Origin of the sequence: Mucilaginibacter sp. (assembly GCF_025362475.1) — a bacterium.
Taxonomy (GTDB): Bacteria; Bacteroidota; Bacteroidia; order Sphingobacteriales; family Sphingobacteriaceae; genus Mucilaginibacter.
Window position 1 is genome coordinate 18339 of sequence record NZ_JANYGH010000050.1, and the last position, 20980, is coordinate 39318.

General features: G+C 41.4%; 16 protein-coding genes. 2 read left to right on the top strand and 14 right to left on the bottom strand.

Going from position 1 to position 20980, the window contains the following annotated elements:
* The first annotated feature begins 62 nt into the window (after positions 1–62).
* On the top strand, positions 63–677 hold the full coding sequence (locus Q0R88_RS16375; protein WP_295718045.1) for a trimeric intracellular cation channel family protein: 615 nt from the start codon (positions 63–65) through the stop codon (positions 675–677).
* Here the strand turns inward: Q0R88_RS16375 and Q0R88_RS16380 are convergent, their stop codons facing one another.
* The 10 genes from Q0R88_RS16380 to Q0R88_RS16425 all read right to left on the bottom strand — a co-directional run bounded on the left by Q0R88_RS16380 (position 678) and on the right by Q0R88_RS16425 (position 14605).
* On the bottom strand, positions 678–1472 hold the full coding sequence (locus Q0R88_RS16380) for a hypothetical protein (RefSeq protein WP_295718047.1): 795 nt from the start codon (positions 1470–1472) through the stop codon (positions 678–680).
* A 100-nt stretch (positions 1473–1572) separates the two neighbouring features.
* Complete coding sequence (locus Q0R88_RS16385) at positions 1573–3855, bottom strand: GH92 family glycosyl hydrolase (protein ID WP_295718049.1); 2283 nt, start codon at positions 3853–3855, stop codon at positions 1573–1575.
* A 102-nt stretch (positions 3856–3957) separates the two neighbouring features.
* A complete protein-coding gene (locus tag Q0R88_RS16390; RefSeq protein ID WP_295718050.1) occupies positions 3958–5463 on the bottom strand; it encodes a RagB/SusD family nutrient uptake outer membrane protein in 1506 nt (501 codons plus the stop codon).
* A gap of 23 nt (positions 5464–5486) precedes the next feature.
* Positions 5487–8837, bottom strand: a complete 3351-nt coding sequence (locus tag Q0R88_RS16395) for a TonB-dependent receptor (RefSeq protein ID WP_295718051.1) — start codon at positions 8835–8837, stop codon at positions 5487–5489.
* Between the two features lie 339 nt (positions 8838–9176).
* Positions 9177–10382, bottom strand: coding sequence for a FecR family protein (locus tag Q0R88_RS16400; protein WP_295718053.1), 1206 nt, complete (start codon positions 10380–10382; stop codon positions 9177–9179).
* Positions 10383–10474: 92 nt separating this feature from the next.
* Positions 10475–11116 carry a sigma-70 family RNA polymerase sigma factor gene (locus tag Q0R88_RS16405; RefSeq protein ID WP_295718055.1) on the bottom strand — a complete coding sequence of 214 codons (642 nt, stop codon included), beginning with the start codon at positions 11114–11116 and terminating at the stop codon, positions 10475–10477.
* Between the two features lie 177 nt (positions 11117–11293).
* Positions 11294–11890 carry a TMEM175 family protein gene (locus Q0R88_RS16410; RefSeq protein WP_295718057.1) on the bottom strand — a complete coding sequence of 199 codons (597 nt, stop codon included), beginning with the start codon at positions 11888–11890 and terminating at the stop codon, positions 11294–11296.
* Between the two features lie 21 nt (positions 11891–11911).
* Complete coding sequence (locus tag Q0R88_RS16415) at positions 11912–13126, bottom strand: glycoside hydrolase family 88 protein (RefSeq protein ID WP_295718060.1); 1215 nt, start codon at positions 13124–13126, stop codon at positions 11912–11914.
* A 156-nt stretch (positions 13127–13282) separates the two neighbouring features.
* The gene (locus tag Q0R88_RS16420; protein WP_295718063.1) at positions 13283–13930 is read right to left on the bottom strand and encodes a hypothetical protein; all 648 of its coding nucleotides are present in this window, start codon (positions 13928–13930) and stop codon (positions 13283–13285) included.
* Positions 13931–13963: 33 nt separating this feature from the next.
* Positions 13964–14605: a hypothetical protein gene (locus Q0R88_RS16425; RefSeq protein ID WP_295718066.1), complete on the bottom strand. Its 642-nt coding sequence runs from the start codon at positions 14603–14605 to the stop codon at positions 13964–13966.
* A 134-nt stretch (positions 14606–14739) separates the two neighbouring features.
* Between Q0R88_RS16425 and Q0R88_RS16430 the strand changes: the two genes are divergently transcribed.
* Positions 14740–16020, top strand: a complete 1281-nt coding sequence (locus Q0R88_RS16430) for a hypothetical protein (RefSeq protein ID WP_295718067.1) — start codon at positions 14740–14742, stop codon at positions 16018–16020.
* A 6-nt stretch (positions 16021–16026) separates the two neighbouring features.
* Here Q0R88_RS16430 and Q0R88_RS16435 read toward each other — a convergent pair whose 3' ends face one another.
* The 4 genes from Q0R88_RS16435 to Q0R88_RS16450 form a co-directional block, all read right to left on the bottom strand.
* Complete coding sequence (locus Q0R88_RS16435; protein WP_295718069.1) at positions 16027–16275, bottom strand: hypothetical protein; 249 nt, start codon at positions 16273–16275, stop codon at positions 16027–16029.
* Between the two features lie 187 nt (positions 16276–16462).
* The gene (locus Q0R88_RS16440; RefSeq protein WP_295718070.1) at positions 16463–18676 is read right to left on the bottom strand and encodes a PQQ-binding-like beta-propeller repeat protein; all 2214 of its coding nucleotides are present in this window, start codon (positions 18674–18676) and stop codon (positions 16463–16465) included.
* Positions 18677–18685: 9 nt separating this feature from the next.
* Entirely contained in the window at positions 18686–19624 is a 939-nt protein-coding gene (locus Q0R88_RS16445; protein ID WP_295718071.1) for a nucleoside hydrolase, read from the bottom strand.
* 6 nt (positions 19625–19630) lie between these two features.
* Positions 19631–20941 carry a hypothetical protein gene (locus tag Q0R88_RS16450; protein ID WP_295718072.1) on the bottom strand — a complete coding sequence of 437 codons (1311 nt, stop codon included), beginning with the start codon at positions 20939–20941 and terminating at the stop codon, positions 19631–19633.
* Positions 20942–20980: the final 39 nt, after the last annotated feature.

Sequence of the window (20980 nt, forward strand, 5' to 3'; positions counted from 1 at the left end):
GGCCTATGTATCTTGATTAAACCTAATAACTATATTTGTTAAACAAGCCTTAATACTTCACTATGCTGCACATCTTATACATCATAGCCATTATTGCCGAAGCCATGACCGCAGCCCTATCTGCCGGGCGACGGGATATGGATTGGGTAGGCGTTTGTATTATAGCCTGGGTTACCGCATTGGGCGGTGGTACTGTACGTAATATTTTGTTTAACCATTACCCCATGAGTTGGGTGGAGCATCCCGAATACCTGTTGATAACCGCGGGTGCTGCTATACTTGCAGCTGTAATAGCCAGGCTCATGACCAAAATGAAAACACTTTTCCTATATCTTGATGCTTTGGGTCTGGTGGTATTTACCATTATAGGTTGCCAGATAGCGCAGCAAATAAACCTGCCTGCTACCATCATTTTATTAAGCGGCATGATAACAGGTTGTGCCGGCGGTGTACTGCGCGATGTATTGTGTAACGAAGTACCTCTCCTGTTCCGCAAGGAAATTTATGCCAGCGCATCAATTATTACAGGGGCCTTGTATTTGGGTATAGAATATTTGGGCGCACCTACTGGCATTGCTATTGTTATTGCCTGTGCAATTGGCCTTGCATTGCGCTTGCTATCCATCAAATACAATTGGCAAATGCCCAAGTTTGTATATCGCGAGGAATGGCATTAACTAATTTAGTTCCTTTTTATTCCTGTCATTTAAAAAGTTGCCCAGTTTCTCCACTTTATCGGTACCTATTACATCAACACCTAAGCCTATAAAGGCCTGCCATGCGGTTTTATTATCGGGCGTTTCCCAAAAGCGAATCATTTTGCCGGCATTGTGCACGCTATCAATTACGCCAAGCAATTTGGCAGTTTCAACGGTAGAAATCTTGCCTGTGCCCTTCCATTTGCTGTATTTGCGAAAATTATAACTCAACAGGCTAATCCGCTGTAATTGCTGCGTAGTAAAACCAGTTAAATGATCAACATCAAACGTTAGCCAGGTGGGGTAATTAGCTAGCTCAACAGCCGGGGGCACCCCGCCAGTTATTACTACATGCAACCTGCCGGGCAAACCATTAACTGCAGCATAATCCATTAATGGTTCCAGCTCCTTTATAATCAATGGCATCAGGATATGGTAATCCACTTTTAGGTCGATCAGAAGCCTTAACTGCCTTGCGGTATCCACCTTTAATTTTTTTACCAAAGGATCGATATACATATTTTTTAATGTACGCTGTGGTTTGATATCTTTTTCTGCGTGTGCCACCATCAATTTTCCATCAACAGCAAACACGTCTGCTTCTATTGATCCAAAACCTTTATCGTAAGCGCCGTAAAACGGATTTTTATTGGCATAATCATTATGCGCATGGGCATCGGCCACGGTATAGATTTGCTTTTTTTGCGCAGAAACAACACTGGCAACGTTAAGCAACGCCGCCAATGTGATTGTTATTTTTAGTAGTTTGTTCATTAGCCCCCTACCCCCCTAAAGGGGGAATTAATAGTTAATTATTTTATTTATTAAAAGTTAAACCCACCATAGTTCCCCCTTCAGGGGGTTAGGGGGCCTTCTATTTCTCGTTCGATAACGAATATGGAACGTCACTCTCTTTTATCCCTCTTGTTTTATTAGGTTGGGGCGCCATGTTGAAATTAATAGTAGCACCTTTTAATAACTCCTTATGGCTTAACCAGGTCAAATCATAAGGGTTTCCATTAAAATTGATGGTATTGATGTACCTGTTGGCATAGTTGTTATTTGCCGCATTTATGGTTACAGTTTTACCATTTTCCAGCTTAAGCGTAATTTTCTTAAATAATGGTGCTCCTATTACATATTGATCGCTGGCGGGAGTAACCGGGTAAAATCCCATTGCCGAGAAAACATACCATGCAGAAGTTTGCCCGTTATCCTCATCGCCGCAATAACCATCCGGGGTTGCTTTATATAATTTGTTCATTACATCGCGTACGTGCAACTGTGTCTTCCATGGTTCACCGGCGTAATTGTACAGGTAAATCATGTGTTGAATCGGCTGGTTACCATGCGCGTACTGCCCCATGTTCACAATCTGCATTTCGCGGATCTCATGAATAGTTTCTCCGTAATAACTGTCGTCAAAAATTGGCGGCAGGGTAAATACAGAATCCAACTTGGTTATAAATTGCTTTTTACCCCCCATCAGGTTAATCAAGCCCTGGATGTCATGAAAAACACTCCAGCTATAGTGCCAGCTATTACCCTCCGTAAAGGCATCGCCCCATTTAAACGGACTAAACGGTGTTTCAAATGAGCCATCTTTATTTTTACCACGCATTAACCCGGTTGATGGGTCAAAAAGATTGCGGTAGTTCATACTGCGTTTTTTGTAAACATCTGTTTCGGAAGCCGGCTTGCCTAAGGCTTTGCCCAATTTATAAATGGTAAAATCGTCATAAGCATACTCCAAAGTACGGGCTGCATTTTCATTGATCTTTACATCATAAGGTACATAACCCAGTGTGTTATAATATTCAACACCCTCTCTGCCCGTAGCTGCAGGCCCCTTGTTATTGGCGCCATGAACCAGTGCCTCATACAGTTTATTAATATCGTACCCCTTACCGCCTTTTAAATAGGCTTCAGAAACTACCGAGGCGGAGTTATTACCAATCATTACAGCAGAATATCCGGGGCTCGACCACTCAGGCAACCAACCTCCTTCTTTGTAATCATTGATCAACCCTTCCTGCATCTCTTTGTTGATAGAAGGATAAACCAGGTTCAGGAATGGATATAATGCCCTGAAGGTGTCCCAAAAGCCAGTACCCGCAAATTTGTAACCCGGAAACACTTTACCTGTTGATGCACTGTAATGCACAATTTTATTATCGGCATCTATCTCATATAATTTATTAGGGAAGAAAACCATGCGGTAAAGGCAGGAGTAAAAAGTACGCGTTTGATCAATAGTACCACCTTCAACAGTTAAGCGATTAAGCGTTTTGTTCCAAACATCTTTTGCTTTTTGTTTGGTAACATCAAAACTATCATTACCTACTTCTCTTTTTAAGTTTAGTTCGGCTTGTTCTATACTGATAAATGATGATGCCACTCTTAAATGCACCTTTTCGCCATGAGCGGTTTTAAAACCTATCAATGCGCTTGCATGTTCGGCTTTCAATTCAAGACCATCGCTTAATGTAGTATCACTGTAGGTTTGTGCAAGGGTTATGGCCTTATCTACATAAATAACAAAATAGTTTTTGAAGTTTTTTAACGGCCCGCGGGCGTATTTGGTAGAGTAACCTACAATCTTTTTCTCTCCGGGGATGATCTTTACATATGAACCTTTATTCAGTGCATCGATCACTATAAATGAGCTATCGGTTTTAGGATAGGTGAACCTGAACTGGGCTGCTCTTTCTGTGGGTGTAATTTCGGTTGTTACATCATGATCGGCAAGATATACGCTGTAGTAATATGGCTTGGCTATCTCGGCTTTGTGCGAAAACCAGCTTGCACGGCTGTTTTGAGAAACTTTTAGATGTTTGGTAACCGGCATAATTGCAAACTGCCCGTAATCATTCATCCAGGGTGATGGCTGGTGCGTTTGCTTAAAGCCGCGTATTTTATGCGCATCATAAGTATAAGCCCATCCATCGCCCATTACACCGGTTTGCGGGGTCCAAAAGTTCATGCCCCATGGTAAGGCTATCGCCGGGTAAGTATTTCCGTTCGATAAATCGTAATGCGAATCGGTTCCCATCAAGGGGTTAATGTATTCAACAGGATCGGTAACCTTATTTACCTGCTGGGCAAATGAACTTGCAGCGGCAAAAAGGGAGGCAATAAGTACCAGGGCTTTCTTCATGCTTTTAAAATGATCTTTTTGGTAAAACGTTTAACCAGCCGTAAATATAAAAAGACTGGCACGTAAATGCCAGTCTTTTACAATCTTATTCACTAAATTTAATTACCAACCGGTATTTTGGGTTAACTTACTGTTTGTGCTTATTTCGCGCTGCGGAATAGGCCATAAGTAATACTGGGCTTTCATGGTAACATTTTGCTCATTTTTAGTAGCAGTAGCATCACCAAATGTATTATTGATCACATCATAAACCTGGTGTGTACGCTGAATATCAAAATAAGCTTTGTTTTCATAAGCCAGCTCATGATAGCGTTCTTTCCAAACCTCTTTACGGAAGGCATCCTGGGTTAAAGCGCCAATTGGGGCCAACTGTGCACGTGCTCTTATCTTGTTGAGCTGGGCAATAGCGACGGTATTAGGCGCACCTTCTGCTTCGTTGCTAGCTTCGGCGTAAATCAACATAGCTTCGGGCAGGCGTAAAAAAGTCCAGTTTTCATCACTCTGACCGTTACCCGTTGCACTCTCTACGTGAAAATACTTATAAAGGGCGTGTTCGCCAAAGTTTATTATTGAACCATCTTTAAATGAAGGATAGCTTGAAAAATAAAACTGCCTTTCTTTGGTGCGTAAATCTCCGGCCTCGTAGCTGGCTACAAAAGCGTTGGTAGGAATCATTGCCCCAAGGTGATCGCCATATGAGCCAACCAATAGGTTAAATGGTACGGTTAATTGAGGAATTGCATTGGTAGCCACACCCACTAAGTAGTTGGATTGAAATATCAATTCGCCCTGATTTTTGTGTGCATTGTCATGCAGGTAATCGTACTTATCAAACAAAGTGTACGCGGTGCCATTTATAACTGGCAAAATTTCCGCAGCAGCTAAAGCATAATTTGCTGTCTTTTTAAGCGGGAAGCCTGCAGTAGTTAAATAAACGCTGGCTAACAAGGTACGTACAGCACCTAAAGAAACCTTACCTGTATTATCAGACTCTGGCAAGCCAGATACTTCAGCGGCTTTTAGATCGCTGATGATTTGATCATATACAGCAGATGCAGCTGTACGTGCAGGATAAAGATTAGGGCTGCTGAGGGTTACCGGAGTAGTGAGCAATGGCACATCACCGTATAACCTTACCAGGTGATAGTAGAAGAATGCCCTTAAAAAATAGGTCTCGCCCAATAAGGCCTTTTTATCAGCATCAGGCATTGGCGATATGGGAGGGATGTTGGCGAGTGCTAAATTAGCATTTGATATAGCTGCATAGCTATTTTGCCATACATCCTCAAAACCCGGGTTAACCGCATCTGTACGGTTATTGATAACGTTATTGTTGTTAACGCTTTGGCCTAATGACGTAGCGTGGCCTGCAAAAAGCTCGATGGTGATAAACGGGCTTTCGCCATATGCATCACCGTTTTGAAACAGGTAAAGCTTTTGATAAATACCATTAACAAATATACGCGCCTGGTTTGCACTGCTAAAATAATTGCTTTTTACAAAACCACCTTTGTTTTTTTCAACAAGTTCGTTTTTGCAACTGCTAACCAATATAGTGAGAATCAGTAATGAATAACCAATTCGGTATTTTTTTAAGTTAAACTTCATAATTGTATGTTTTAACGTTGAAATTAGAAACTAACATTTAAGCCAAGCAGGAAAGTTCTTGGTTTTGGATAATCATAAAACTGGATGCCTTGATTAAAGTTGCTGTTATTGTTAGGATTCTTAGGATCGTAACCGTAAGTAGAAACTTCAGGATCATAGCCAGTATACTTGGTTATCACAAACAAATTTTGCGCCTGCGCATAAACCCTTAGCCTGCTTAATTTTATTTTAGATATCGTAGCAGTTGGGAAAGTGTAACCAAGTGTCACAGATCTGCCACGGATGAAATTACCGCTTTCTACTTTTGTAGAGTAGATCTCTGTTTGGTAATATACATAAGCTGGCCTGTCTTCGGCGATGCTGGTATTTTGATTGGTTGGTGTCCATGCATTCAAAACTGTGGCATAGCTGTTAGCCTGGCCTGTACGATCCTGACCTGAGTGACGGGTTAGGTTCATGATCTGGTTGCCCCAGTTAAATTGCAAATCGACGCCTAAATCGATGTTTTTATAACGGAAGGTGTTACTTAACGTTCCGTAACCATCTGGTATTGATTTACCAAGGATAACTTTATCATCAGCCGTGATTTTGCCATCATGGTTGGTATCCTGAACTTTCAGGTCACCAGGCAATTTGTTAAATACAGCAGCTTGAGATGCCTCTGCAGTACCCCATGTACCTAACACTTGGTAACCATAAAAGCTACCAGCAGGTAAACCTACACGCATCAGGTTAAATTGTGAAAGGAACGTTGGCGATAGGAATATATCATCGTTTGATGCTCCTAAGCTTAGTATCTTATTCTTTAAAAACGAGATATTGAATGAGGTGTTCCAGCTAAAATCTTTGGTTTTAATGTTCTGTGTATTGATGGTTAACTCCAAACCTTTGTTTTGTAAACGGCCAATGTTTTTGTAAACACTGTTTACACCACTTGTTTCTGGTAATGGTGCATTAAGGAGTAAACTTTGTGTTTTCTTCAAATAAGCATCCGCCTCAATGTTAATGCGGTTATTGAATAATCCTACTGAGAACCCAAGGTCATATTCAGCTGTTTTTTCCCATGATAAATCCTCGTTACCAATTGAACCTAATTGCGTACCAATAGCCTGGGCACCATTAAATACGTAGTTAACTGTACCAATTCTTGCCTGCGACTGGTATTCACCAATTTCGGAGTTACCGGTTAAACCATAGCTCAACCTAAATTTAAGGTCAGATATTGTTTTATTGTCCTTCAGGAAATCTTCTTGTGAAGCGCGCCATGCAAAAGCTGCAGACGGGAAGAAACCATTTTTAACGTTTGCACCAAAACGCGATGAACCATCCCTACGCCCGGTTACTGTTAGCAGATATTTTTCTTCGTAGTTATAATTTAAACGACCAAAGTATGAGCGCATTTGCCATGCATCGTAATTTGATGAAGGAATGCCAGGGATAGAACCGGCGCCTAAGTTATAATACTGATAATAGTTATCAGACAGGTTGCTTGTATAAGCACCTAAGCCAGTCTGCTGGAAATTTTGTTGCTCTGTACCTACTACAACATTAATGTTATGCACCTTGTTAAAGGTTTTAGTGTAAGTAACGTGATTTTCCCATTGCCAAAATGTATTGTTTTGCTCTTCAATTGAAGCCGAACTATTGGTTTGGCTTGCAACAGAACCTCCTACTAAACCGCTTTGAAAGTGAGGGTTGTAATTGGCAGATGTTGTTACGCCTAAAGTACTGCGGAAAACCAAGCCAGGTATAATGTTTATGTCAACATAGCCATTACCGCTGAAAATACGTTTTTTATAAAGCGCCTCAACCTCATTTGCCTGGGCCACGGGATTATCACCACCTTCTAAATTAGGGTAATCTGTACGTTTACCGTAAGTTCCATCAGGATATTTAATAGGAATAAAAGGTACCATTTCAATTAACATACGCGGAATGTTGTTACCTCCTGTACCATCATCGGCAGTACGCTGATCCTGGGTGTTGTAATTTAAGGTAGCACCAACTTTTAACCACGATTTTATCTGGTTATCAAAAGTCATGCGGGCGTTGTACCGTTTTAAATAGCTATTTAAAATAATACCCTGATCGTTAGCATAGTTTAAAAAGAAACCATAGGTTAATTTATCTGTACCACCTGTAAATGTTAAGTTGTGGTTTTGGCTTACCGCGTTGCGGGTTGTAGCTTTTTGCCAATCCACATCGTAAAGCGGCTGCAGGTTTTGGTCAAATAATTTACCAATAAGCGCAGTACGTTGCAGTTTTGGATCTCTTGAAGCATAGTTTCCAGCTGCCCAACCTACCGGGTCATATTTTTTAATGTTTGCATATGATAGATCTTCAACTTCCATAAACTGTTTAGAGTTTAATACTGGAAGTTCTTTGGCCATATGCCCTACACTTACATAGGCATCGTAACTAACCGTACCTTCTCCCCTTTTTCCACGTTTGGTGGTTACCAGGATAACACCGTTTGCACCACGGGTACCATAAATAGCTGTTGATGACGCGTCTTTCAATACGTCAACCGATTCGATATCATTTGGATTGATCGCATTACCACCTTCTGTCCAGATAACACCGTCAACTACGTACAATGGATCTGATTTGGTATTGATAGAACTAAATCCACGGATCCTGATCTTGGTGTTACCGCCTGGCGCGCCAGAGTTTGTTGAAACATTAACACCGGCAATTTTACCAGATAATTCCTGCTCAAGGTTAGTTTGTGGTCTTTCCTGTAATTGTTTTGCAGCTACGCTACCAACCGAACCTGTTAAATCAACACGTTTTTGGGTACCATAACCTACAACAACCACTTCGCTCAGGGCTTTAGGTGCTTCAACCAACAAAACATTCAGCGTTGTTTTGCCGGCAACAGCTACTTCTTGTGTAGTGTAACCAATAAAGCTAAATATTAGTGCTGCATTTTCGGGTGCATTTAAAGTGTATTTACCACTTGCATCCGTTTGAACACCAACGTCAGTTCCCTTAATTTTAACGGTTACGCCAGGCAAAGGACCTTTTTCGTCAGATACCGTACCAGATACCTTTATATCCGCAACTGCAGCTACAACAATATCTTTCTTTTTAACCACAATGGTTTCCTGGAAAATTTTGTAGGTTAAAGGCTGATCTTTAAAACATTGGTCAAGAGCTTGCTCCAAAGGAACGCCTGCTACTTCAATATTAATAGTACTGGCTTTTGACACATCCTGCTTATCATACATAAAATGATAACCGGTTTGCTTTTCAATTGATCTGAGTATCTTTTCAACTGAGGCATTTTTTTGATGCAAGGTAACCACCTGGCTATAGGTTTTGGCACTTACATTAGTAAGTACCGCTACCATGATAATAACTGTTAGCTTCATAGCTAAAATTATTTTGGATAATTGGGGCCATACCAAAAGCGTGGCCTTAGAATTAAAATTCATAAGTTTGTAGAGTTTGGGTTAAACATTTACGTTCAATTCGTGGATTGTAATTTTGGGGACCCAGATATTTAGCCGGGAAAGTACTGCGAATACTTCCCGGTATTTTTTTGGCTAATTTCTATATCATACATGATACGTTTCCACATATATGATAAACCGTTTTACCAATAGAGTCCCGCCCTGGATTAACTTATTTTTTGTATTTCTTCCATCATATGGTTGTTTAATGTGAACAATTGGTTGTTTATTGGTAGATTGTATTTGGGGTTATTTATGTTACGGCAACACCGTAATGTGTTTATCTTCTATTTTATAATTAATACCCATGTATTTAAGCATGCCCATTAATTCTGATGCTTTTACATTGCGCGATATTCTTCCTGTAAATTCTTTTACCGGCATCTTACCTGCAAAACTTACCTGTACATCGTACCAGCGGGCTGCCTGCCTCATAATTGTTTCAATTCCGGCATCCCTGAACTGAAAGATCCCATCTTTCCAGGCAACGGCGTCATCTGCATCCGGGTTATCAATTACTTTTATAAGTCCATTTTGATTAAGCTGAGCCTGCTGACCGGGCTTTAGCATACTGAAATTCTGGCTATTGCTTATTTTTACCGAGCCTTCTAACAAGGTGGTTTTCATTACCGCTTCATCATTGTAAGCCATAATATTAAAATGGGTTCCTAAAACCTCCACCACTGTATTATTCACCTTAACCCTAAATGGCATCTTGGCATTTTTGGCAACCTCAAAATAAGCTTCGCCAGTGATTTCAACCTCCCTTGTTTTGCCTTTGAATACCGCCGGAAAGCTTAATGATGATGCGGAGTTTAACCATACCTTACTTCCATCATCCAGCACCAGCTGATACTGGCCTCCTCTTGGCGTAGATACAGTGTTCATAGGAGCAGCCGAGTTATCACCATTCTTGTCTGTTTCGTAAACCAACTGACCGTCCCGGGTTTTATGAATACGCGCGGAGCCCTCGTTAACTAACAGTCCATTTTTTGCACTATCAAGTGTTATGGTTTTGCCATTGGCTAAGGTCAAAATTGCCTTATTACCACCTGGTAAAACATCATGCGCATGTTTTGCTTTGGCTATGTTTTTTTTTGCAATTACATTCTTATCCTGCCTCAATAATACATAGGCTCCAAAGCCAACAAAAACCATCATGGCAGCCGCAACCCCTAATTTTAGCCACAGCTGTTTTTTATTCGGCGGACGTATTGGATGAATATTATCATGGTCAGATTTACCCTGAAGAATGCTGTTTAAGATATCAATGCTTTTTGTACGATCAAAAAGAGGTCCATCAATTTCGAGGTTATCCCAGGCCTCATGAATAAGCGCAGTTACTTCCACATCGTTTGCAGATGAGTGAATGATCTCCATGAGTTCATCCTGCTCCTCTTGCGTAGCGGTTTGATGGTAATAACTATTAAAAAGGTAAGTAAGCCTCGCATTAACTGCACTCATACAGGTAGATGTTAGTTCATAATTTAAAATTGGCAAATGGAGTTGGGGTAAAACTCACATACAAGACAACAAAAGGGGTAAAAAAGGGGGTATTAGCTTTTAAAAAAAAATAAAAAAGTTTTTATTGTTATTAAAATAGCTGTAAAAACCTCCAGGTGGGTGCGCACATAATCGGTTATAGATGTAGTAGCTATCTGCAAATATTTCTTTACCGTTTCGCGGGAGAGTTTAAGCTGATCGGCAATTTCGGCATATTTGAGGCGGTTATGCCTGCTCAGTAAATAAACCTTCTGCTGCTGAGGAGGCAGGTGATCAATTGCCTCATCCAATAAATTATAATACATGCCGGGATCTTGCTCAACATTTAGCAGGTTAATACTGCTTTGTTCCAGCTTCTTTATCTGTATCCGTTCTTTGGCAAGTTTTTTTAGGCAATTAAGCGCATAGTTTTTGGATATAACAAACAGGTATGCTTTAAAATCTTCAATATTACCGAGGGTTTCGCGGGTCATCCATATTTTTAAAAACACATCCTGTACAACTTCTTCAGCCAGTTCGGCAGAGTTAGTAATGCGATAAATATGAGTACCCAACTGTTGGTGATACGCTGTAAACAATAAGCGAAAGGCATGCTCATCCCCTGCCGCTACCTTTAGAAGCAATTCGTTTTCATGATGAAGCTTCTTTGCTTTGGAAAGCAATTCGGGCTCATGGTCATAAGCAATATCCAACATAGGTAATGTATAGTAGTGTCAAATAACGATTAAAATTTAAACTTGCAACGCAAAATAATTCAGGCAAAACACTACTATAACTACGAAGTTGCGAAATAGTTTATACTTTTTTAACAACAAAGCATCTATAAATGGCATTATTTCTGAAATTGAGGCAATTATAATTTATCTGTTGCATTAGTTTTCAGCGTCCGGATGATTGAGTTCCTTCTCAATTCTCCTATCGGGAATAAACCATATGCCGGCAACAACCACATATAACGTAAAGGCGGCTATGGTATTTATCAAGCTTACACCAACAGCAATTGCATAAATGCAGACCGATATTTTCCCCTTCCAATCTTCACCAAAAGCCTGGGCAATCAAAGAATGCTCACCATGGTGGCGGATAAGCTTTTTCACCAAAATAAGATAAGCGAAACTATTCATTATAAGCACAAATCCGTAACACGCTACCGGCCATTTGGCAAAATGATTTTCGCCCATCCAACTTGTAACAAACGGTATTAATGATAACCAGAAAAGCAAGTACAGGTTGGCCCACAAAATCCCCCCGTTAACAGAGCGAACGGCCTGTAACATATGATGATGATTATTCCAGTAAATACCAACATATATAAAGCTCAAAACATAACTCATAAAAACTGGAATGAGCGGTTTTAATGATTCAATGCTTTCGCCGTGCGGCACCTTCATTTCCAACACCATTATGGTGATAATAATAGCGATAACGCCATCGCTAAAAGCCTCTAATCTTCCCTTGCCTAATGCCATAGTTTTAGTTTAGCTGCTAATTTATTTTTTTTTATCGAATGCCTGGTATCTTTTCATAGCCTCAATGAAATAATAGTCGGCATAAGATAGCGGCACATCAATTTCTGTTCCTGCTGGGAAATGGCCTACGCTGTGTTGCAAAATAAAACCACCATTGGTACCGGCAGCAGCTTTGTAACGCGGTGCAGAAAGTGTTTTTAATATTATTTGAGCTACGTTAAAATACTCCTGCCCCTTTTTTGCATCGCTGTACCTGCAAAGTTCCAACAATGCCGAAGCCATAACAGCGGCTGCCGAAGCGTCTTTAAGTGCATTAGGGATGTTAGTGGCATTATAATCCCAATATGGAATTTTATCGGCAGGCAGGTTTGGGTTAGTCAAAATAAAATGAGCTATATTCTGAGCCTGATCAAGGTATTTTTTATCATGTGTTTCGCGGTACAATACGGTGTATCCGTAAAGCCCCCATGACTGCCCCCTGGCCCATGCCGATTCATTGGCAAATCCCTGGGCGGTTTTCTTTTCTTTTACCGCACCGGTTTGGGCATCATAATTAATCACGTGGTATGAGCTATAATCGGGCCTATAATGGTTTTTCATAGTAGTGTTGGCATGAGTAACCGCTATTTTATAATAGCTGGAATCGCCGGTTTCACGGGTAGCCCAAAACAGCAATTCCAGGTTCATCAAATTGTCAATAATCACCAAATAATCACCCGGTTTTGAATCCCATGATTTTATACACCCCACCGCAGGATTAAACCTTGTTGATAAAGATTTGGCGCTGTTAACCAATATTTGCCTGTACTCCGGTTTTGGCCCAATTTTATTGGCATTGCCAAAGCTGCAATACATCATAAAACCCAAATCGTGGGTATGTGTATTAAACTGCTCCTTAGCCAGCACCCCCATAATGCGGTTGGCTTCGGTTAACAATTGCTGATCTTTATTCTCCTGGTACAAATACAACAAACTGCCCGGATAAAAGCCGCTACACCACCAGCCCGAATTGCTGTTTTCCTGCTTGTTTACATCGGGATGATAGGTCTTAGGAAACTCATCCGGCCCTATCTGCTTTGCCAGCACTTTATATTGAGCATCTGCATCAGTAAAGTTTTTTTTAATAGTAAATAAAAGCTCCTTTTGGGGTTTAAAGTTGGCTTGGGCTAAGCTTAAAAAGCTTATCATGGTAAAGCATAAAGTACACAACAATGCTGGCAAGATCTTGAATTTCATTAGGTATAGATTTGGCTGGTGCTAAAGTTGCACATTTTGGTTGAGATTTTAAACAGAATTTAATATCAACCTAAAAACAAGATCTGCTTCAATAGCCACTAAAATATTTCGTCAGCCAGAGCCAGGTACCCCACCCAACAACGCATATATGATATGCTATTTAAGCGCCTTCACTACCAAATTTCTATAGGCCCCTAATGATGAGTTACCATGCCAGTAACCAACAGAGCCGTTTTTTAAGGATGCATCGAGCGGGGTATATACCATTGATGGTTTGGCTGCATGATTCACATACACTTCCATTTTACTGCCCATAACCACCACTTTTACATGAAACCAGCCATTGTGCGGCAGCACAGCTTTAGCCTGGTATTTTGCAGCTTCATAATCCCACCAGTTAAATTCGGATTTCTTTTCGGGCATGTATTGTATGGCGTTGATGGTGCCTGATGATAAAGGCCGGAAATAAACAGTTTCGTAGTGATGGGCATCTTTGATTCTGAAGGCAAGGCCTATGTAACCATTCCCTTTGCCACCGAATGCGAGGTCGAACTCAATGATACCATCTTTAAAGTTTAAGTTTTTAGGATAAGCCAGGCTACCTGATTTATAGTTGTCGATCTTTCTTTTTATCAACAATGCTTTTTGGCCCTGATACGCGCCAAATTCATAATCAAGCGTGTCATTTTTGGGGATGATCCACTCTTTGGGCTTGATAACAGAAAGATCATACACCTGGTATTTTTGTTGGGCAGATACCTTAATGGATACAAGCAGAATAAATAGCAGTAATAGCTTTTTCATGATGATAAATCTTAATGAGGTTTGTATTGATTTTTATTTAATCACAAGATTGGCAAAGTCGCCTGTTAATCCGTCTGCCCATAAGCCGATGAGGCCATCCTGCCTGTTGTTTAGTTTTTTAACCGTAAGGGAGGGGCTGGCAGAATGATCCACATAAACAAAAATTCCATCAGCCTTTACTACAATACGCGCATGAAACCAGGCGGTTGCAAGCGGGAATGGGTTTACTGCATTTTCATATACCAGGGGATGTTCCTTTCTCAGCCTGTCCCAGGGATAATCGGGCATACTCATATATTGAACAGTATGCTTTCGCCTCAATGTATCCGGCGACTGGAAATTAAATGGCCTGAAATAAATGACATCGTAAGTAGTGGTGTCAATACCGTGAAAAGCAATTCCCAAAAAACTTTGCTGGAAAACATCCTTGCCTCTTAGATCAACATCAATTGTCCCGGTTTTAAAGCTGACCTCCTTAAGCCATACAATACCATTACAGGATAAGCCCTGCTTGGTGCCGTCGGTAAGTTCGGTTACACTTTGACGGGGAGTTATCACCAGTTTATGCTGCTTTAATAAGCTGTTAAGATCTTTGGTGCCATTTTGCTGTGCATAAACAGCTTTGTTAAAAAGAAAGGAGAGTAAAAAGAGCGTAAACAAAATATTGTTCTTCATAAGTTTAGATTTTAACTTTAGTCAAAAATTGCAAATTGTGCTCAAAATAAAGCTTCATAAGCTTTTCAATTCTGTTCAAATTTGTTCAAACCTTTTTTGCATTTTTAGATACCGAACCATCACCCAAAAAATCAATGGAAAAAGAAAAACAATTGCTTTTATTATGCTGCCAGCTGATTGAGCAAACATTGAACTGGGGCGAGAGCAGTATTTGGAGCAATCACGATTTTGAACAACTGAGCAAGCTGATATTTGAAAAAACAAGGGTGCAGCTAAGCATATCAACCCTTAAAAGGATATGGGGAAAGGTACGTTATGAAAGCTTCCCTACCTCGGCTACCCTCAACGCGCTCGCCTGCTTTTTGGATTATACCAGTTGGCGCGATTTTAGGCAACATCACCAGGTTAACGGCGTAATTGAGCAGGTAGCAATACCCCCGGAAGAGGAGGCCAAACCAGTCATAAAACCTTTAAAGAAACGCTATAAATATCCCTGGCTCATTGGCGGTTTACTGATTGCCCTACTATGCTTATATTTTATCGGCACAAAAAAGAAAACAATAGTCGATGCATCAACAGTAAAATTCAGCAGCAGGTATGCCTCCGATGGTTTGCCAAACTCGGTAGTATTTCAATACGATGCGTCAGCCTTTCATTCTGATAGTGTTTATATCCAGCAATCATGGGATCCGGAACGACGCGAGCGGGTGCCCGGAAATGGTAAACAATATACATCTATCTATTACCATCCCGGTTATTTTTTAGCAAAGCTGATAGTGGATAAGCAGATTAAAAAAGAGACTACCGTATTCATCAAAACTAAAGGCTGGATAGGCATCGTTGATCATTTACCCGTGCCTGTATACCTATCGCCCGGCGAAATAACCGGGCATGGTTATATGGGTATTTCCGGAGATGTTATGCAGCAGAAGCTCGGCACTGGTGTTTTTAATAACACCTGGGTGAAATTCTCAAACGTGCGCGAATTTCCCGGCATTAAGGCCGGGGATTTTACACTTGAATGTACTTTGCGTAACACCTCAACCGCAGGGCAGTCCGTTTGCAGTAAAGCTAACCTGACCATTTTAGGAGTTGGAGCAGCCATTGTAATCCCCATAGTAAACAAGGGCTGCATTGCCGATATTGGTGTTTTGACCGGCGAAAACTGGATAGGCGGAAAAGATCATGATCTGAGCGCTTTTGGCTGCGATTTTGCCCAATTTCAAAACCTTAAATGCAGCGTTAAAGATCATCGCCTAAAAATTTATCTCAATAACAAACAAATAATGGATGTTGAGCAAAAACACAGCATAGGCCGCGTTGTCGGTATCAGGTTTGAGTTTGAAGGCCCGGGCCAGGTAAAACAATTTAAGCTGGAAACACCAGGAGCACCGGCTTATGAGGAGAGCTTTTAAGGGCGGTCAGGATGATAATTCAACCTTTTGGCTAAAATCCTCATAGCTTAATTTTCCTTTTCTTAACTGACTGATATATTTAAATACACTCAACTTATCCAGTTCTTCCTGGTAACGTCCCCGTTCTATATCGGTTGCGGGGTTATTCTGCAATTTTAAACGAATAGATGTCCGGGATATATCCTCCTCTAATTTATCCAGGGGACAATTACGAAGATCATCAAAATTGCTGCGGGGAAACGGTATGCGGGGCATTAGTTTTTTACTTCCCTAAATTTACCGGGAAAGCATAAACATGAATTTAACTGCACATTATGTTTTTGTTATTTGATTAAGTTCAAAATAGCAACAGACGTTAACAAACGCCATCCCCATATCTCACCTGCCCCCCTCCGGAATATTATATCACGATATTAGTTAAAACATTGGATTTAAACAGCTACTACTCACCCAATCCAAAACACACATACTGATCTCCGGATTTACTGCCTATTTTACCTCCACCACAAGCTATAACTACATATTGTTTACCATCTATGGCGTAAGTTGCCGGTGTGGCATAGCCCGCCGCAGGTAATTTAGCCTCCCATACTACTTTACCTGTTTTTTTATCAAATGCCCTGATTTTTTCGTCCTTAGTTGCAGCTATAAATACCAACCCACCTTTGGTAACAAGCGGACCACCATACAATTCTGTTCCGGTAACCGGGATGCCTTTTTTGGTCAATTCAGGATATTCACCTACGGGCACTTTCCAAAGCAGCTTACCGGTGGTGAGATCAACGGCATTAAGAGTGCCCCATGGCGGTTTAATGCCGGGGTATCCATCCTTATCCAAAAACCGGTTGTAACCGGTCATGGTGTAGGGAATGTCGTCAACCACTTTCTTTTCGGTTTTGGTACTGGCAGTACGGTCAGTTGTTGGTTCTTTGGCTAATGTTTTGGATGCTTTTGCATCAGGCAGTTTCAGTAGGAAAGCCAGCAACGCTTTTTTATCCTGTGACGCAAGCTGTTTAAATGATGGCATCATATTACGGCCGCTGGCAATGATCTGGCTTAATTGGTCCTCCTTAAATTTGGCACCAATATTTACCAGCGACGGGTACGATGTACCGTTTCCCTTTAACTCCGGTCCGTGGCAGCCTATACAGTTTTTATTATAAACTACCTGCCCCATCCCTTTAAGCGAATTATCATTCGTTGCCTTTGGCACATTGATCATTACCTGCGCCCAGGGCATTTCGGAGCAGCTGATATACATGATCTTAGTTTCATTGTCAACTGCTGCACCGCCCCACTCGCCACCTCCGTCAAAACCGGGGAAGATCCATCCACCTTCTTTAGCCGGCGGAGTAAACATGATGCGGTTTTTAACCTGGTTATATTTATCCAGCATCTCTTTATGTACCTCGGGTGTGCGGTCGGTCACGTCCTCGGGATTAAATATTTGTCGTGCAAAAGGCTGCGGCAAGGTAGGTATTGGCTGTGTAGGCCACGGCGCCTCGCCGGGCAAGGCTTTAGTAGGCACAGGTGTTTCCACTATCGGGAATACGGGCTTACCATTCGTCCTGTCGAACATAAAAATATAACCATGCTTGGTGATCTGAGCCACTGCATCAATCTTTTTGCCATCGTGGGTAATAGTTACCAGGTTTGGATTGGCCGGCAGATCACGGTCCCACAGATCATGATGCACCACCTGGAAATGCCATTTTAGCTTACCCGTAGCAGCATCAAGTGCCAGTAGTGAATTGGCAAACAGATTTTGCCCCTTACGGAAACCACCGTAAAAATCGCCGCCTATGGATCCGGTCGGGATGTAAATAACGCCTCGTTTTTCATCTAATGACATCCCGGCCCAATTGTTGGCTCCCCCAAATTTCTTGTAAGCAGCGGTATCCTGCCATGTTTCGTAACCCTTTTCACCGGGATGCGGAATAGTATGGAAGATCCATTTTAATTTCCCCGTAAGTACATCATATGCTCTGATATGTCCGGGGGCTGCATCTGCAGATTCGGCTACGCGGGTACCTACTATCAGCAGGTTTTTGTAAACTACACCGGGAGTGGTGCCTGCTACAAATGATTTGGTATCACGGTCGAGGTTTTTAGTGAGATCTAAATATCCATTTTTGCCAAAAGACATTATGGGCGTACCTGTTTCGGCATCAATAGCGAAGGTTTTAGCGCCTACACTGTAAAACAGGCGTTTCTGTCCGCCATCCTTATTTTGCCAGTAGATCACTCCCCTGCTCACTTTATAATAAGCCATCGGATCGCCGCTATTAGTAGTATCGGCCTTTGCCGGATCAAAAAGCCATTTTTGCTCGCCTGTGGCTGCATCCAGCGCAAATAATTTCAATTTTGGACTGGTGCCATATAATACACCATCAACCATGATGGGGTTACACTGATTTTGACTACGGTTCGCCGAGTCCTTATCATTGGTGCTATAAGTCCACGCTACTTTTAACTTGCTAACGTTGCTTAGATTGATCTCCTGATCTGATGAATAACGATTACCCTCCTTTGAACCGGCGTAAGTGCCCCAGTTGCTGTAAGTTGACCGCCCCTGGTGAGTTTTTGGATTTTTACACGACGCATAAATGCCTGCCGCCAAAAAAATGGCGGTTACAAATCTGTTCTTTATCATCATTGATTTATACTATTTTACAGTAAAAAGGTTCATCCGGTTCCAGAAATCCTGCTCCATAGCTTTAGCATCAATATTTTTATATACGGACACTTCACGCTGCTCGTTTTCGGGCGGACCAGTTGCTTGTATTTTTTCGGCTTTTGAAGGATCAAGGTAGGCCATTACGAGGGCCAGATCCCACATTACCCAAGTGTCTTTAGCCTCTACAAAATCCCAGCGGTTATATAACAGTTCGCCCAATTTACCCTTATCTTTTAGGTTAGTACGGCAAACGGTGCGGTTAAATCTTAAAGCAATAGCGGTATTGATGGGCATAACGGTAAGATCCAAACCTTTACAATTAAGCAACAGGTCAAAGGCATTCAAATCGTTACGCACATTAAACTCGCTTTTATCCCAAACCTTGCGGTCGCTGAAATAACGCGCGGCCAGTACATACACCCTTATTTTAGGAATGATAGTAGTATCCAGCTGAATAGCCGAGGCGATATTTGATGCCGCCCCGATGCACAGCACATCGAGTTTTTCGCCATCCTTAAGTTGGTGTACCGCCGCTATGATTCCTTTTTCGGCAGCGGAAATAACAGGATTTTTACCTCCCCATGAATGCCCGATAGTTCCCCTGCTACCCAAAGGATGAGGCACATCTGTTCTGGAATTAAGTTGTAGCAATTGTTCATTCAAGTCCTGACTTAGTTGTACCGTATTGATATTTTTTGTGGGGTAATAATGCCATTTATCACCAACCAGCATATCGGCATTATTGAAATGTGCCGAACTTAGGCCAACAACATTTACCTGCGGATCTTTAAGCAGGTAAGTGATGGCATACAGATCATCCATTTCATTACCCGTATCTGAATCAAGCCAGACAGCCTTTTTTTGAGCATAGCAGGTACACGTTATTAATATAGCTATTAAACTAACAGGGATGACTTTTTTGAACATGGCGGTTTATTTTTTGAGCAACTCTTCGGTGGTTACCTCATTGCTCAGCAATCTACCAAAAAGTTCCCATCGTTTTATAGGGTCTTTGGGCGTACCGCCATTTTTTTCTATATAGTTTTTTACCATATCCAAACCGTAGTTATAATTGATTACGTAACTGCGGTATTTTTTAATAAAACTAATGGATTTGGCAGCCGTTTCATCATTCATCAAACAATATTTGGTAAGATAAGTGGTTGCTTTATCGCGCGACATCGTGTTGTTAATCAATCCCCTCGCGGCCTCGTTACGGGCATAATTTAGCGTACCTTTTATGGCAAGGGCCTTAAAATAAAGGTTGATGCCGGCTGTATCCAAACCAGCTAACGGCAACAATACGTTTTTAGCAAACTTTACTTTTTCGTCGCCCGGGAAAGCTACTTCAATACCGTAGTTAGCGCTCCCCTCGGCAACTAAACTTTGCGGACTAAAAAGCGGGTACATGGATACTTCTACCCAACCCTTATCGTGGTACAGATTTTTCTCCAGCAACATATTATACACATGGTGACCAGGGTAGCTTTCATGGCTGCCCACATCAATTGCCCTGTCAATAAAAATTTTCAGATCGGTATTAATCTGTACGGTGCTTTTATAATTGCCTTTGTACCAGTTATAACCACTCCATGGTTTATTAGTTACATACTCCAGCGTAAAAGCCTCACCCGCGGGTAAAGTGTAGTGGGCCATAGTGCGTTTGCGGGCTTCGGCAATGGCAGCTTTAATCACCGGGTCGAGTTTATCTTTCGGGATGATGAATTTATTAGCCAGTTTTTGAAAACGGTCGTTCACCCGGCCTTTACCCGGCAAAATACTATCAAGCAAATTTACCTGGGATTTAAAATAATCTTCTGTGTAAACAGGTGCAACTACACCAAAAAGTTCCTTTGATTCTTCATCAAAGGGCCTTTCCTCGCCAGAAAAGCTCCTGATGCGCCTGCTAAATGCTACCAGCTGATCCATAAGCCAGTTCGCCCTTATTTTATTGGTATCTACTGCTGAGTTAGTGGAAATAATTTTCAACTCATTCATTAAAACATTGGTATTGGCCAGCAAACTATCCTTCGGAAACTCCTTTGCAGGTGCTTGCTTCGGCTTCAAAGAATCCGGACCATAGTAGGCGTCTACAAAATCAGTATCATATTGACCGATGGCAAGCCCCAACCTAACATACTCAACTGCAAGGCTATTAAGCTTCTTATTTTCCTGTTGCTGAGCCGGATCATGCCCGCATGACAACATAAAAAGTATGGGTATAAATAGCAATATTTTCTTCATGATAAATTGTCCTGTTCAGCGTAAATGTGGAACAAGATA

Excerpts from the sequence above, each read along its gene's own strand:
- Q0R88_RS16405 (WP_295718055.1), bottom strand. The coding sequence starts at position 11,116 with ATGTTGGATATTGCTTATGACCATGAGCCCGAATTGCTTTCCAAAGCA.
- Q0R88_RS16375 (WP_295718045.1), top strand. The coding sequence starts at position 63 with ATGCTGCACATCTTATACATCATAGCCATTATTGCCGAAGCCATGACC.
- Q0R88_RS16395 (WP_295718051.1), bottom strand. The coding sequence starts at position 8,837 with ATGAAGCTAACAGTTATTATCATGGTAGCGGTACTTACTAATGTAAGT.
- Q0R88_RS16390 (WP_295718050.1), bottom strand. The coding sequence starts at position 5,463 with ATGAAGTTTAACTTAAAAAAATACCGAATTGGTTATTCATTACTGATT.
- Q0R88_RS16410 (WP_295718057.1), bottom strand. The coding sequence starts at position 11,890 with ATGGCATTAGGCAAGGGAAGATTAGAGGCTTTTAGCGATGGCGTTATC.
- Q0R88_RS16420 (WP_295718063.1), bottom strand. The coding sequence starts at position 13,930 with ATGAAAAAGCTATTACTGCTATTTATTCTGCTTGTATCCATTAAGGTA.
- Q0R88_RS16450 (WP_295718072.1), bottom strand. The coding sequence starts at position 20,941 with ATGAAGAAAATATTGCTATTTATACCCATACTTTTTATGTTGTCATGC.
- Q0R88_RS16380 (WP_295718047.1), bottom strand. The coding sequence starts at position 1,472 with ATGAACAAACTACTAAAAATAACAATCACATTGGCGGCGTTGCTTAAC.
- Q0R88_RS16415 (WP_295718060.1), bottom strand. The coding sequence starts at position 13,126 with ATGAAATTCAAGATCTTGCCAGCATTGTTGTGTACTTTATGCTTTACC.
- Q0R88_RS16445 (WP_295718071.1), bottom strand. The coding sequence starts at position 19,624 with ATGTTCAAAAAAGTCATCCCTGTTAGTTTAATAGCTATATTAATAACG.
- Q0R88_RS16440 (WP_295718070.1), bottom strand. The coding sequence starts at position 18,676 with ATGATGATAAAGAACAGATTTGTAACCGCCATTTTTTTGGCGGCAGGC.
- Q0R88_RS16430 (WP_295718067.1), top strand. The coding sequence starts at position 14,740 with ATGGAAAAAGAAAAACAATTGCTTTTATTATGCTGCCAGCTGATTGAG.
- Q0R88_RS16400 (WP_295718053.1), bottom strand. The coding sequence starts at position 10,382 with ATGAGTGCAGTTAATGCGAGGCTTACTTACCTTTTTAATAGTTATTAC.
- Q0R88_RS16385 (WP_295718049.1), bottom strand. The coding sequence starts at position 3,855 with ATGAAGAAAGCCCTGGTACTTATTGCCTCCCTTTTTGCCGCTGCAAGT.
- Q0R88_RS16435 (WP_295718069.1), bottom strand. The coding sequence starts at position 16,275 with ATGCCCCGCATACCGTTTCCCCGCAGCAATTTTGATGATCTTCGTAAT.
- Q0R88_RS16425 (WP_295718066.1), bottom strand. The coding sequence starts at position 14,605 with ATGAAGAACAATATTTTGTTTACGCTCTTTTTACTCTCCTTTCTTTTT.